Below are 13,027 nucleotides of genomic sequence, written 5' to 3'. Positions count from 1 at the left end.
CGAATCCAAGGATGTGTTGTGCCGTTTATACCCGTTAACCGCCTGAAAACCATCGCTGTGGCCGCCATAGGCACCGCTGTGTTCTGGGCGCTTGGCTTGCCGCTTCCATTCCTTTTCGGGCCGATGTTTGCCTGTCTGGTTGTGGCACTGGCGGGGGCGCAGCTTCAGGGGATGGGGCCGGTGTCTGTTGGTGCGCGAACGATCCTTGGCGTTGCTGTCGGCGCCTCGATCACGCCCGAGGTCGTTGGCCAGCTACCGCAGATGGCCCTGTCGGTGGCGTTTATCCCAGCCTATATCGCGGTGATCGCATTGATCGGGGTGCTATTTTTCACCAAGGTCTGCAAATTCGACCCCGTCACGGCCTATTACGCCGCAATGCCCGGCGGCCTTCAGGACATGGTGATCTTTGGAAAAGAGGCGGGCGGCGATGTGCGTGCGCTTTCGCTTATCCATGCGACGCGGGTTCTGATCATCGTCACGCTTGCGCCGGTGATCCTATCCGGGCTTTTCGGCGCGTCGCTGACCAACCCGATTGGCGAACCTTTGATCAGCCTTCCGGCGTCAGAGATGGCGATAATGGTCTGTGCTGCGTTGATCGGTTGGAAAGGCGGCGAAAGGATCGGGCTGTTTGGTGCATCCATCCTTGGGCCGATGATTGTCACGGCTGTATTGTCGCTTGGTGGTGTTATCCATCACCGCCCGCCGGCCGAAGCGATCTTGGCCGCGCAGTTCTTTATCGGCATGGGGATCGGTGTTTACTACGTCGGGGTCACCTTGCGAGAGCTGCGCCATGACGTTCTGTCCGGTGTCGCCTTTGTCGTGATCCTTGCCGTGCTTGCCGCCCTTCTGACAGAGGTGATTGTCCTGACCGGTCTTGCCCAACCGGTCGAAGCTTTTCTGGCCTTCGCGCCCGGTGGTCAGGCCGAGATGACGGTGCTGGCGATCGTCGCAGGCGCGGATCTTGGGTTTGTTATCGTCCATCACCTGACGCGGATTATTCTGGTGATCACGGGCGCGCCCATCGCCGCGCGCTGGCTTGGCCGCAAAAAGTGAGCCGCCCGCGCAGCGGTTTCCGGCGCCACATTGATATACCTCAATGAAAGTAGCGTTCCGAACTCGGTACCCTAAGCAGGTCAGTGAGTTTGGAAAATACATGCACTTCAGGTCTGTCAAACTGATTACGCTGCTGGGCTGTCCTATCAAGGCCGACCCAAGCTGGTTTTTGCTGACCCTGATTGTTGTTTGGAGCTTTTCCACCGGCTATTTCCCGCAGGCGATTTCAGGTTTTGGCCCCGGCACCTATCTGCCGTTGGCAATTGCCGCGCTGCTGGGGTTGATCCTGTCACTTTTATTGCACGAACTGTCCCACACCGCTGTTGCGCGCCACTTTGGGGTCGGCGGCGGAGCCATCACGCTGTTCCTGTTCGGTGGCGTCGGGGACGTCGACATAGAGGTTCACGCCCCAGTCCCTGAATTCTGGGTGGCCGCAGCGGGGCCCGCGATCAGCTTTGTGGCGGCGGCTGGTTTTTGGGTCGTGGGGCAGGTTGGGGCGCTGTTGAACGTGCCGCCCGCGCTTGAGGCGTTGATCAATTGCCTTGTGGCAATCAACCTTGGACTTGCCCTTATAAATCTGCTGCCTGCCTATCCCTTGGATGGGGGGCGGATGTTGCGCGCGCTGTTGTGGCAACGCTCTGGCGACTTGATGTCTGCGACCCGGCACGCTGTGCACCTGACCGCCATCATCTCTTACACGGCGATGGCTGTGGGCGTGGGGGCGTTGTTTGCGGGGGCGCAGATCGGTGGGATCTGGGTGATCATCGTTGGGCTGTCGCTGTTGTTGTTATCGCGCGGGGCCGAACAGCGGATGCGCCTTAAGACGGCGCTGCGATCCAAGACCATCGCGTCGATCATGACGGTAACACCGTGGACGGTTGCCCCCTCCAGCACACTGGCCGAACTGGTGAACCGGGTCATGCTGCATCACGCCGTCAGCTTTGTTCCCGTGGTCGATGGCCAAGACCTTTTGGGTTATATCGACATCCACCTTCTGAAGAAAATCGACCGCGAGCATTGGCCCAGTACCACCGTAGGCGACGTGTTTATCAGCGTGGCCGAGGAAAACGCGATATCGCCCCATGCCACGACCAAGTGGCTGGTTCAAAGGGTGTTGGAAACAGGACGACGCAAATTTTTGGTGACAGAGGCTGGTCAGCTTCGCGGGGTTATCACACTGTCCGATTTGGCCGCGTACCTGTCGGTCTTTCGCCAACTGGACGCACAGCAGCCGGACCCGGATTTAGCGAAAGTGGAGGCCTCAGGCGCGCTTTGACGCGGCACCGGCACCTGTGCGCACAACATCCGCCGCCAAAATATAGCCCACACCGCGAACGGTTTTGATCAGGGCAGGGCGCATCGGATCCCGTTCGATCTTTTTGCGAAGCCGCGCGACCTGATTGTCGATGGTGCGATCCAGCGGGTTCCATTCAGGGCCGTCGATCAGGTCCATGATGCGTTCGCGCGAAAGTGCCTTCTTTGGGTTTTGCAAAAACGCGTTCAGCAGTTTGAAGTCACCGCTGGTCAGTTCAATCGCGGTCCCGTCACGATCCAGCAGTTCCAGGCGTTCACTGCGGGCGATCAGGCCATCAAACTCAACCCCGGCTTCAGGATCGGCTGGCGTCTCTGGCGCTGCAGGGGCCGACCGTTCGCGCGTTTCAGCGCGGCGCAGCACCGAACGGACACGGGCCAAAAACTCGCGCACATGGAAAGGTTTGGTGATGTAGTCATCGGCGCCGATTTCCAGCCCGACCACGCGGTCAATCACATCGTCCTTGCCGGTCACCATAATGATCGGGATGTCCGAGCTGTATCGAACCTGACGCGCCACATCGAACCCGTCGCCACCACCAAGGTGCAGATCAAGTGTGATCAGGTCGAAGGCTTCTGATTCTAGTTGCGCAAAGGCGGATGGCACATCCGCTGCTTCGACGACGGCTAAGCCTTCGATATCAAGGCACTTACGGATAAGCGCACGGATTTTAGGGTCATCATCTACGACCAGAACTTTTTTTCCGACCATGTTCGCCCACACAAATAGACAATAATTCCGCAGTAACTGCGCGTATCAGAACGGCTTTCTATGTCATAGCTGATGTTGATACAATTCCATACAATTTCTTACACCAATACGGGAACGGTTGCGACATACGCACGTCAAAGTGGCCTTAACAGCGAACAGGAGGCGACAATGTACGTAACTAACCCAAACGAATTTTACGAAGCCGCGGCACACAATAAATTTGCAGTCTCTTCTTTCCAAGGTGGCGACGCAGAAAAGAAACGCGAGATCGCGACAGGCAAGTGCTTGTTCCGCGAAGGGGACGATGCAAACAGCGTTTTTGAAGTGAAAACCGGCGTACTTCGCCTGACCCGCGTACTTGAAAACGGCCGTCGTCAGGTCATCGCGTTCGGCCTGCCCGGCGATATTATTGGGTTTTCAAGCCTTGGCTATCACATGTCCGAATGCGACGCGATCGCGTCTGCCGAAGTGGTCGAACATTCGGTCGATCCGAAAAAAGCGGGCGGTGTTGACCCTGAACTGCGCGACCGTTTGTATCAGGCGGCTTTGCGCGAAATCAGCGCGATGCAAGACCACTTTATGATGCTTGGCCGCAAATCGGCACGTGAAAAGATTGCCTCGTTCCTGATGGTTCTGTCTGACCGTCTTGGCGAAGAACTGGGCGCATATACACACGTAAAGCTGCCCATGACACGGTCTGATATCGCTGATTTTCTTGGCCTGACAACCGAAACGGTAAGCCGCACATTCTCTCAACTGCGCGCCGAAAAGGTCATCGCGCTGGAAGGGAACAAAGCGCTGATCGTGCTGAATGCAGACCAGCTTTTGGATTATGCTGAATGCGACTGAGGGTCATAGGCCGAAAAGCCGAAAAGTCATAAGTATCTGTTTTAAAAAGTTTTGTAAGCGGTGTGCCAGTTTTCAGATGTCGTGACAGGGCGCGAAAAAACTACTGGGTATTAATTGTTGAAAAAAAACTGATAAGCTTTGCCAAACAACTTTGGCGAGCGACATATAAATGAATGCGAATGAACAGCTTACGCCGTCGGCCCTGCAACAGGATGGCAAGTTCGAAGCTCTTCTATCGTCGGCGGTGGATGGCATTATAATTATCAGTGACCGCGGGTTGATCCAAACGGTCAACCCCGCCGCCGCGACGCTCTTTCAATATGACGTCGAAGAATTCATCGGGCGTAACGTCAAATTCCTGATGTCGGATGAACATCGCCTGAACCACGATGGCTACCTGCGCAATTACCTGACCACCGGAACCCGGAAGATCATCGGGATAGGGCGCGAAATCACCGGGCGGCGCAAGGATGGTTCGCAATTCCCGATGCATCTTTCGGTTGGTGAATTCCGCGTCGACGGCGAAATCTATTTCACCGGCATCATCCACGATCTGACCGAACGCAAACAGGCCGAAGGCGCATTGCGTCAGGTTCAAAAGATGGATGCAATCGGGCAGCTGACCGGCGGGGTTGCCCATGATTTCAATAACTTGCTAACGGTTATTGTGGGGAACCTTGAACTGTTGGAAATGCAGTTAGAGGACGAGCCGGGCAAGCTTGGTCTGCTGAAAGAGGCGCAAGAGGCCGCCGATCTTGGCGCGCGTTTGACCGAACGTTTGCTGGCCTTTGCACGTCGCAGCCCGCTTGAACCCCAAGTCATCGACCTGACCGCGCTTATCCATGGCCTGACGGACATGTTGAAACGCACCCTTGGCGCAACCGTAGAGTTAAGCACGGCCATCGCCGATGAACCTTGGTTGCTGAAGGTGGACCCGGCGCAAGTTGAAAGCGCGATTGTGAACCTTGCGGTAAACGCGCGGGACGCGATGCCGGGGGGCGGGCGTTTGGTTTTGGAAACGCAAAACATCCGGCTTGGAGAGAATTTCTTAGCCGATGATATAGGGCTAAGCCTTGGCGATTACGTTCAAATCTCGGTCACGGATACGGGCAGCGGCATGCCCAAAGACGTGATAGAGCGGGTGTTTGAACCGTTCTTCACCACCAAAGAGGTTGGTCAGGGCACCGGCCTTGGCCTTTCGATGGTTTATGGGTTTTCGCGGCAATCCGGTGGCCACACCACGATCTATAGCGAGGTCGGCAAGGGCACGACGGTGAATGTTTATTTGCCACGCCACACCGAAGACGGCGACGTGTTCCAACGCGAAGACCCATCTGAAAACGCCTCGGCCGTGGTGGGAGAGCGGATTCTGGTCGTCGAAGACGATGAACGCGTGCGGCGGCTGACGCGCACCCGGCTAGAGTCGTTGGGATATACCGTCGTGACCGCGGAAAATGGCACCATCGCGATTGAGATGCTGCAACAAGATCAAACCTTTGATCTGGTTTTCACTGACCTTGTCATGCCCGGTGGTTCGTCGGGGTATGATGTGGCCGCTTTTGTGCAAGAAAGCCTTCCCGATACGCGGGTCTTGCTGACCTCAGGCTACGCCGAAGAGTTGCTGCATGGGGACAAGCTGGCCTCAAAGAACCTGCATCTTTTGCGCAAACCTTACCGTCAGGCTGCGTTGGCTCAGGCGGTTCGGGATGCGCTGGACGTTTAGACGCTAACAGGTTTTTTCAGCAGAAACGCAGCTTGAAGCCCTTTGTGAACGCGGTATAAACCCGCATGAAATTGGGCTGGACCCTTATTGGCGATCAGGTGTTCGCGCGCCCGATATGCTGAAAAATGCTTGGCCGCAGTTGCGGTTGGCCTTTCACAGGTAGTTGCATCAACCGCATGACCATGGATGACCGGAACACGCGTTTTCAGCCAGCCGCCTCAAAGGCGGCGCTTCACCTGTCCGATGTCTGTTTGCGCCTTGATGACAAACTGATCCTTGATGGCATTTCGTTTGATGCAAACGAACGCCGCATCGGCATTGTGGGGCGCAACGGGTCGGGGAAGACCACGCTTGCCCGCGTTATGGCCGGGCTGATCGCACCCACCGAAGGTGTGGTGGAAATTGCCGGAATTGATGTGCTGAACGACCGCAAGGCGGCAATCGGCAAGGTGGGAATTCTGTTCCAGAACCCAGATCATCAGATCATCTTTCCAACCGTCGAAGAAGAGCTGGCCTTTGGCCTGACGCAACTGGGTCTTAGCAAGGCGCAGGTGGCCGAGGGTGTGGTTGGCATTCTGCGCTTGTTTGAAAAGGAACACTGGGCCAAGGCCGCTGTTTACCAGCTGTCCCAAGGGCAAAAGCAGTTGGTCTGCCTGATGTCGATCCTTGCGATGAAGCCCGAAGTTATCATTCTGGACGAACCGTTTTCAGGTTTGGACATCCCGACCAAAGCCCAGCTAAGCCGCTATCTGGATCGGGCAGAGGCGCGGTTGGTGCATATCACCCACGATCCCGCATGCCTTGCCGGGTATGACCGCGTGATCTGGCTTGAACAGGGGCGGGTGGCCCAAGATGGCCCCGCCGCACCGACGCTTGGCGCTTTTACCCAACGTATGAACGAGATTGGAGAGGATGATGATATCTCTGACCTCGCCAGTTGAAACCTGGGCACATCGCTGGCCGGCAGGTGCGAAACTTGCCGGGCTTTGCGTGGCGACGATGGTCCTGTTCGCCGCAGACGGGCTGATCTTTCACGCGGCAACCCTGTTCGGGTGTATCGCGCTTTATGCCTTGCCGGGGCATGTGTTCTTGTTGGCGGGGCTACGCCGTTTATTCGTGCTTTGGCCGTTCTTGGCCGTCATCTTTGTTTGGCACGTCGTAACGGGCACTGCGATCGAAGGCGCGGTTATCGCCATGCGGCTGATCACAGCCGTGGGGCTGGCGAACCTTGTCACCATGACGACAAAGCTGTCAGACATGATTGATGTCGTGAAATGGCTGGCGACCCCGCTGCGCGCCTTCGGGCTGAACACGCGGGCGTTAGAGCTTAGTATCGCGTTGGTAATCCGGTTTACCCCAGCATTGGCGGAAAAGGGGGGGCAGTTGACACAATCGTGGCGCGCTCGATCCGCGAAAAGAGCTAAATGGCAAATCGTCATGCCATTCACCGTTTTGGCGATCGACGATGCAGAGCATGTCGCCGAAGCCCTGAAAGCCCGTGGTGGGCTTTAGGGCATTGAAGTAAAGGAAATACCGATAATGGAACGAAACGTAGCCATGATTGCCTTGTTTGCAGCACTAATCGCTGCCCTTGGCCTTATCCCTAAAATCACTTTGGCGTTTGGCGTCCCCGTTACGGCGCAAAGCCTTGGCGTCATGCTGTGTGGCACGGTTCTGGGTGCGCGGCGCGGGGCGCTGGCGGTTTTGTTGTTCTTGGTGTTGGTCGCGCTTGGCCTGCCGCTGTTGTCGGGTGGCCGTGGTGGTCTTGGCCTGTTCACGTCGCCCTCTGCCGGGTTCCTGTTCGGCTTTCCGGTCGCGGCCTTTGTAACTGGTCTGATCGTTGAAAAATGGCGCAATGGCCCGCTGACAATCGTTGCTGGCGTTGCCTCTGTCATCGGCGGCATCGTGGTGCTGTACATCTTCGGCATCGTTGGCATGGCGGTCACGTTGGGCAAGACCATTCCCGAAGCGACGGCGCTGACCACTGCGTTCATCCCGGGCGACCTTCTGAAAGCGGCCATCGCTGGTATGGTGACATCCGCACTGGCCAAGGCGCGCCCACAGAGTGTCCTGTCGCGGGCATGACCCCAAGCAGCGTTGAAAATGTGCTCTGGCAGCGGAAATCTGTCAGGGCATACTTGGATACCCCTCTTCCACAGGAAGATGTCGCGCGTATTTTGCGCGCGGCACGCCAAGCGCCCAGTGGCGCGAATTTACAGCCCGGCAAGTTCCACGCGCTAACCGGTGCGCCTTTGTCTGCGCTGAAACAAGCGCTGGATGGGGCCATCACAGACGGGCGTGAAACCGTCGCGGAATATTCCTATTTTCCACAACCGATGCCCGCGGACCTAAAGGCAAAGCAACGCGCCGCCGGATATGCGCTTTACCAAGCCCTTGGGATTGAGCGGCGCGATTTCGCGGGCCGCAAGGCGCAGTTTGACCGCAACTATCGCTTCTTTGACGCGCCTGTCGGGATTGTCGTGACGATCCACCCCGACATGGGCAAAGGGTGCTATATGGATCTGGGCATGGCGCTGATGGCGCTGTTCCTAGCGGCCGAGGATTTGGGCTATGCCACCAGTGGCATTGGCGCACTGGCAAAATACGCCGACGTCACCCACACCGCATTGGACCTGCCCAAAGATGAACTGGTCGTCTGCGGCATCGCCCTTGGGGTCGAAGATAAAGACGCCCCGGTCAACAACTTCCGCACCGAACGCGACTCTTTGGAGGGCTTCGCCACTCTGCGTGGCTTTGAGGAATAGCTTTAGGAAGCTGGGTTCTCTGCTTGATGAGGTTGTCGGCTTTAAGCCCAAAGCGCAAAATGCTGCGGGGCTCCGCAATGTCCGCATACATGCAGGACTTAAGTGACACAGGGATGCCTAGCTTAATCGTGTGTGGCTGGCGACATGCCCGACAAGGTTTCCGTCGAGAGTATAACTTTGACCAGCAGTCCAGCCATTTTCACTAAGAGCATCCCGTACCTGATCGCTGCTGATGTGTTTATCACGTGACTTCTTGTTGCAGGTGACAATCATCACTTCCTGCTGTTGCTCGGAATTCTTGTTGAGCCAGTTCCGAAGTTCCAGCTCCGATGAGACTTTTACCCGCTTCAGTTTTGGAATGATCATGGCACGCAAACCTGTAAGACTGGCGAACACTATAGGATGAAGCGGCCATTGGCGCAAACCTGACCAAGGCCGTCTCTGTCCGCTTACCTAGTGACAGGCCCTTAGCAACAGGGCGGTGCCCAGCCCTCCGGCGGCGGCGATGGTGGCCAGCCCGTATCCGCGCCGGGTTTTCAGTTCGTGAAACAACCGCACAGCGTTGATTGCGCCAGAGGCCCCGATGGGATGGCCACGCGCCAACGATCCTCCGCCGGGATTGACGATATCCGGGTCAAGCCCGGCTTGGGTGACGCAGGCGATGGCTTGGGCGGCGTATGCCTCCATCACCTCGGCGACGGAAAGGGTGTTGGGCGTAAGCCCGGTCTCTGCCAACAGCTTTTTGATTGCCGCCACGGGCGCTATGCCGGGGCAATCGGGGCGGTCGCCAACCGTGACGCCGTGGATGATTTCCAGCGCGGGGGCGGTCAGCCTGTCGGCAACCTGCGCCGACACCACCACACAAAACGCCGCCGCATCCGCCGCGACCGAGGTATTGGCGGATGTGATATCGCCACTGATCGGCGCCGCGCGGGCGCAAAGCTTTGGCGTAAGGTTGCGTGTGAACGCATCCTGCGCCAGCCCGGCGATTGGCGTGATCTCATCCGAAGCAGTCTGACGGGCTGCCTTTTGGTGGCTTTCGATGGCCCAGCTGTCTTGTGCGGCGCGGGGAATTCCCAACATGTCAGCGGCTTCGGCCAAGTCGGGGTCTTGATCGGGCCACGGCGCAAAGGGCGGCCGATCATAAGGTTCGGCAGGGCGACCATCGGCAAAGGTACGCGACCGCAGGGGGCGGCGGGAATAGCTTTCGACGCCGCCCGCAATCACCACCTGCGCACGGCCAGATTTGATCAGCGCGTCCGCCAGATTGATTGCATCAAGCCCGCTGCAACATTGCCGGTCAATCGACAGCCCAGCGACAGAGGCGGGCAAGCCCGACGCCAGAGCCACCAACCGCGCCGGGTTACCGCCCGCACCAAGTGCGTTTCCGGCGATCAATTCGTCCACGTCTTGGGCTGCAATTCCTGCGGTCTTAAGGCAGGCCTGCACGACGGGGGCGGCTAGGTCGTGGATGTCCAGGTGCGCCAAGGCACCGCCCCGTGGCGCAACCGCTGAACGGTGCGCGGCGACAATGAAGGACCGGGTCATTCTTGCGCCTCCAGCCATTTGGCGATCTTCACGATGTCAGGTTTTCCTGCCGGAAGAGCTGGTAAGTCATTCATAAACAATATCTTGCGTGGGGCGGTTAACGTACCAAGGTTTTGACGGCACAGCGCGGTCAGCCGGTTTTTCAGAACGTCATCCGGCGGGCCACCGATGACAGCCCACAGAACGCTTCCGCGTATTTCATCCGGACGTGGAAGGACCGCGCAATGGGTCACGCCCGGGTCGCTTAGCAACAGGGCCTCAACCTCGTCCAGAAAGACGTTTTGATCTGCTATCGTAACCATCCGGCTTTTGCGCCCCTTCAGGAATAGGTTGCCGGCCTTATCCAAAGCACCCAGTTCGCCCACCGTGACAAAGCCATCCTGCGATCGGGTTTCGGCGCTGTCGCCAATTGCGTAGCTGTCGAACAGATAGGGGCTTTTGACCCAAACCTCGCCTACGCCGCTGGTCTGGTCCGTGTCCCTGATGGACAGCTCAACACTGTCATAGGCTTGGCCAACGGACCCGGCTGGGGTGTCTGAATCCGACATGGTGATGAAACTGGTTTCAGAGGCGCCATAGAACTCACTAAGCGTGGCGTTGGGGCACAGGGCCTTAATCTGGGGGCGCATCTGGGGGGCAAGCTGGCCACCGCCGCACAGGATATGCCGGACTGCGGGCAGGGGCTCTGACCCGCATAAGGCGCGCAGTTGGGTTGGCGTGGCATAAAGAACGCTGACCGCATTACGGCCCAGCGATTGTGCCTGACGGTCGGGGCGCATATCGGCAAGCAGATGGATGTTTGCGCCGATATGCGCGGCCTCTAACACGGCATAAAGCGCCAGCGAATGTGCCAACTGGCCGAACACGGCGTAGCTGTCGGTGGATGATAGGGCAAACCGTGCCCTGTTGGCCTCAAAACTATGGATCCAAGAGGCGTGGCTGCGGCGGATTGCCTTGGGATTGCCCGTGGTTCCCGATGTCATACACTCAAAATACGCGCCTGATCCTTGCGTGGGCAGGGCGGTGATCGCATCGGGCGCGACCCTGAACTCTAACCCATCGCGGATAGCCGCCAAAAGCGTGCCAATTGGTGCTGACGTGTTCGGATCGACCGGCTGATCGCGCACAAAAACCTGTGCGTCGTCGTGCCATTTGAAGGTTAAGCCGTTTGCCACGTCGTTTCCTGTGTTGGGGTAAAGGGCACCGTTACCGTGATGTTTACGTGTATGTTGTCGCTAAGCCAATCGCAGTCGCGCAGCTATTTGTCGGGCGTAACTGGGACAGGGTTCGCGCGGATATAGCAAAAACTTATAATATCGCGCCCTCTTTAAATTGGATGAATCTGCGCTGAACCGCGAAACTCTGCCGCAACGATATTCGGAGGATTTCTGAGATGAGTAACAAGAGCGCGCTGGTTATTTCTGCGCATTCGGCGGATTTTGTGTGGCGCTGCGGCGGTGCGATCGCGCTGCATGCAAGCATGGGATACGATGTGACCGTTGTGTGCCTGTCCTACGGAGAACGCGGCGAAAGCGCCAAGCTGTGGAAGCAAGAGGGCATGACCCTTGAAGCCGTCAAATCAGCCCGTCAGGTAGAGGCTGAAAATGCCGCTAAGGCATTGGATGTGCACGATATAAAGTTCTTCGACCTTGGCGATTACCCGTTGGAAATGGACCGCGAGGCCAAGTTCAAATTGGTCGATGTGATCCGCGCTGTTCAGCCGTCTTTCATGCTTAGCCATTCGACCTATGACCCTTACAACACCGACCACATGTACGCCACGCAGGTTGCGTTGGAATGCCGGATGGTGGCGCAGGGTTGGGGCCACAACCCGGGCGAAAAGGTTCTGGGCGCGCCGCAGCTTTACCTGTTCGAACCCCATCAGACCGAGCAGATGGGCTGGAAGCCCGATACATTCTTGGACATCACCCCGGTCTGGGACAAAAAGCGCGCCGCGATTGAATGCATGCAGGGGCAAGAGCATCTGTGGGATTATTATACTCGGGTCGCTGAAAACCGTGCCAATCACTTCCGCCGCAACTCGGGCGGGCAGGCAGGTGGGCGCAAGGCGGAATACGCCGAAGGGTTCCAATCTATCTTCCCACGCACCGTGGATGAGCTGTGATGTCGGACATCGCGCATCTTGGCCATGTAGAGCTGCTGACCGATAAGTTCGACGAAAGCCTGGACTTCTTCACACGTGTTTATGGGTTGAAAGAGGCCGGGCGCGATGGCGCGTCTGCATACCTTCGGGCGTGGGACGATTACGAATTCCACACGCTGAAATTGACGGCATCTGACGCGACGGGCATCGGCCACATCGGGTATCGCGCGACATCGGAAGAGGCGCTGTTGCGCCGCGTTGCTGCGATTGTGGAAATGGGCTGTGGCGTGGGCTGGGTTGAAGGTGACCTTGGCCACGGACGGGCATATCAGTTTCGGTCGCCAGCCGGGCATCTGTTTGAAATCTATTACGATACGAAACGATACGCGCCTACGCAGGGCGATGAACCGGCGCTGAAAAACACCGCGTCAAAGTTCACGGGCGCAGCGCCACGCCGGATCGATCATTTGAACCTTCTGGCCCCGGATGTCGAAGCGATTGAGGCATTCATGACCGCCGCGCTTGGGTCCAAGGTGACGGAAAAGATTGTGCTAAGCGACGGCACGTTGGCCGGGTGCTGGTTCACGGTGAACAACAAAACCTATGACCTTGCCTGCACCAACGATCACACCGGGGTGCCCGCGCGGTTCCACCACGTGACCTATGCCACGGATCAGCGCGAAGACATTCTGCGCGCCGCCGATATCTTCCTTGAAAACGGGGTACATATCGAAACGGGCCCGCATAAACACGCCGTTCAAGGCACGTTCTTTTTATACGTCTGGGAACCTGCGGGAAATCGGGTTGAATTGGCCAATTCCGGCGCGCGGTTGATCCTTGATCCCGATTGGGAACCCATCGTTTGGACCGAAGAAGAACGCAAAAAGGGCCAAGCGTGGGGCCTGAAGACGATTGAAAGCTTCCACACGCACGGAACGCCTCCAGCCGCAAAGGATCACTAA

14 protein-coding genes are annotated in these 13,027 nt (G+C 57.7%); 10 read left to right on the top strand and 4 right to left on the bottom strand.

Annotation, left to right across the window (positions count from 1 at the left end):
* Positions 1–18: 18 nt before the first annotated feature.
* Together COL8621_RS09705 and COL8621_RS09700 are read left to right on the top strand one after the other, a co-directional pair.
* Entirely contained in the window at positions 19–1,053 is a 1,035-nt protein-coding gene (locus tag COL8621_RS09705; protein WP_235823828.1) for an AbrB family transcriptional regulator, read from the top strand.
* 100 nt (positions 1,054–1,153) lie between these two features.
* Positions 1,154–2,329, top strand: coding sequence for a site-2 protease family protein (locus COL8621_RS09700; protein WP_176438469.1), 1,176 nt, complete (start codon positions 1,154–1,156; stop codon positions 2,327–2,329).
* Here the strand turns inward: COL8621_RS09700 and COL8621_RS09695 are convergent.
* On the bottom strand, positions 2,315–3,076 hold the full coding sequence (locus tag COL8621_RS09695; RefSeq protein WP_093967180.1) for a response regulator: 762 nt from the start codon (positions 3,074–3,076) through the stop codon (positions 2,315–2,317). The two genes, COL8621_RS09700 and COL8621_RS09695, sit on opposite strands and share 15 nt — an antisense overlap.
* A gap of 168 nt (positions 3,077–3,244) precedes the next feature.
* Between COL8621_RS09695 and COL8621_RS09690 the strand changes: the two genes are divergently transcribed.
* The 6 genes from COL8621_RS09690 to COL8621_RS09665 all read left to right on the top strand — a co-directional run bounded on the left by COL8621_RS09690 (position 3,245) and on the right by COL8621_RS09665 (position 8,413).
* Positions 3,245–3,925: a helix-turn-helix domain-containing protein gene (locus COL8621_RS09690; protein WP_093968505.1), complete on the top strand. Its 681-nt coding sequence runs from the start codon at positions 3,245–3,247 to the stop codon at positions 3,923–3,925.
* Positions 3,926–4,094: 169 nt separating this feature from the next.
* The gene (locus COL8621_RS09685) at positions 4,095–5,648 is read left to right on the top strand and encodes a PAS domain-containing hybrid sensor histidine kinase/response regulator family protein (protein ID WP_093967179.1); all 1,554 of its coding nucleotides are present in this window, start codon (positions 4,095–4,097) and stop codon (positions 5,646–5,648) included.
* A 182-nt stretch (positions 5,649–5,830) separates the two neighbouring features.
* Positions 5,831–6,589, top strand: coding sequence for an energy-coupling factor ABC transporter ATP-binding protein (locus tag COL8621_RS09680; protein ID WP_093968503.1), 759 nt, complete (start codon positions 5,831–5,833; stop codon positions 6,587–6,589).
* Positions 6,564–7,160 (top strand): energy-coupling factor transporter transmembrane component T family protein, encoded by a 597-nt coding sequence (locus COL8621_RS09675; RefSeq protein WP_093968504.1) that lies wholly within the window; start codon positions 6,564–6,566, stop codon positions 7,158–7,160. Before COL8621_RS09680 ends, COL8621_RS09675 begins: the two co-directional genes overlap by 26 nt.
* 27 nt (positions 7,161–7,187) lie before the next feature.
* Positions 7,188–7,733, top strand: a complete 546-nt coding sequence (locus COL8621_RS09670; protein ID WP_093967178.1) for a biotin transporter BioY — start codon at positions 7,188–7,190, stop codon at positions 7,731–7,733.
* Positions 7,730–8,413, top strand: a complete 684-nt coding sequence (locus COL8621_RS09665) for a nitroreductase (protein WP_093967177.1) — start codon at positions 7,730–7,732, stop codon at positions 8,411–8,413. The genes COL8621_RS09670 and COL8621_RS09665 overlap by 4 nt, the downstream gene beginning before the upstream one ends.
* 117 nt (positions 8,414–8,530) lie before the next feature.
* Here the strand turns inward: COL8621_RS09665 and COL8621_RS09660 are convergent, their stop codons facing one another.
* The 3 genes from COL8621_RS09660 to COL8621_RS09650 all read right to left on the bottom strand — a co-directional run bounded on the left by COL8621_RS09660 (position 8,531) and on the right by COL8621_RS09650 (position 11,136).
* Positions 8,531–8,779, bottom strand: a complete 249-nt coding sequence (locus COL8621_RS09660) for a hypothetical protein (RefSeq protein WP_093967176.1) — start codon at positions 8,777–8,779, stop codon at positions 8,531–8,533.
* A gap of 87 nt (positions 8,780–8,866) precedes the next feature.
* Positions 8,867–9,961 (bottom strand): thiolase family protein, encoded by a 1,095-nt coding sequence (locus COL8621_RS09655; RefSeq protein ID WP_093967175.1) that lies wholly within the window; start codon positions 9,959–9,961, stop codon positions 8,867–8,869.
* On the bottom strand, positions 9,958–11,136 hold the full coding sequence (locus COL8621_RS09650; RefSeq protein WP_093967174.1) for an AMP-binding protein: 1,179 nt from the start codon (positions 11,134–11,136) through the stop codon (positions 9,958–9,960). The genes COL8621_RS09655 and COL8621_RS09650 overlap by 4 nt, the downstream gene beginning before the upstream one ends.
* Before the next feature lie 218 nt (positions 11,137–11,354).
* Between COL8621_RS09650 and COL8621_RS09645 the strand changes: the two genes are divergently transcribed.
* A complete protein-coding gene (locus COL8621_RS09645; RefSeq protein WP_093967173.1) occupies positions 11,355–12,086 on the top strand; it encodes a PIG-L deacetylase family protein in 732 nt (243 codons plus the stop codon).
* Positions 12,086–13,027, top strand: a complete 942-nt coding sequence (locus tag COL8621_RS09640; RefSeq protein WP_093967172.1) for a VOC family protein — start codon at positions 12,086–12,088, stop codon at positions 13,025–13,027. The genes COL8621_RS09645 and COL8621_RS09640 overlap by 1 nt, the downstream gene beginning before the upstream one ends.

The organism is Actibacterium lipolyticum (assembly GCF_900184935.1).
Taxonomy (GTDB): domain Bacteria; phylum Pseudomonadota; class Alphaproteobacteria; order Rhodobacterales; family Rhodobacteraceae; genus Actibacterium_A; species Actibacterium_A lipolyticum.
This window is presented reverse-complemented; position numbering and strand designations above follow the sequence as displayed.

Coding starts and splice junctions, on each gene's coding strand:
- COL8621_RS09675 (WP_093968504.1), top strand. CDS start 6,564: ATGATATCTCTGACCTCGCCAGTTGAAACCTGGGCACATCGCTGGCCG.
- COL8621_RS09700 (WP_176438469.1), top strand. CDS start 1,154: ATGCACTTCAGGTCTGTCAAACTGATTACGCTGCTGGGCTGTCCTATC.
- COL8621_RS09655 (WP_093967175.1), bottom strand. CDS start 9,961: ATGACCCGGTCCTTCATTGTCGCCGCGCACCGTTCAGCGGTTGCGCCA.
- COL8621_RS09670 (WP_093967178.1), top strand. CDS start 7,188: ATGGAACGAAACGTAGCCATGATTGCCTTGTTTGCAGCACTAATCGCT.
- COL8621_RS09680 (WP_093968503.1), top strand. CDS start 5,831: ATGGATGACCGGAACACGCGTTTTCAGCCAGCCGCCTCAAAGGCGGCG.
- COL8621_RS09640 (WP_093967172.1), top strand. CDS start 12,086: ATGTCGGACATCGCGCATCTTGGCCATGTAGAGCTGCTGACCGATAAG.
- COL8621_RS09695 (WP_093967180.1), bottom strand. CDS start 3,076: ATGGTCGGAAAAAAAGTTCTGGTCGTAGATGATGACCCTAAAATCCGT.
- COL8621_RS09660 (WP_093967176.1), bottom strand. CDS start 8,779: ATGATCATTCCAAAACTGAAGCGGGTAAAAGTCTCATCGGAGCTGGAA.
- COL8621_RS09685 (WP_093967179.1), top strand. CDS start 4,095: ATGAATGCGAATGAACAGCTTACGCCGTCGGCCCTGCAACAGGATGGC.
- COL8621_RS09690 (WP_093968505.1), top strand. CDS start 3,245: ATGTACGTAACTAACCCAAACGAATTTTACGAAGCCGCGGCACACAAT.
- COL8621_RS09665 (WP_093967177.1), top strand. CDS start 7,730: ATGACCCCAAGCAGCGTTGAAAATGTGCTCTGGCAGCGGAAATCTGTC.
- COL8621_RS09645 (WP_093967173.1), top strand. CDS start 11,355: ATGAGTAACAAGAGCGCGCTGGTTATTTCTGCGCATTCGGCGGATTTT.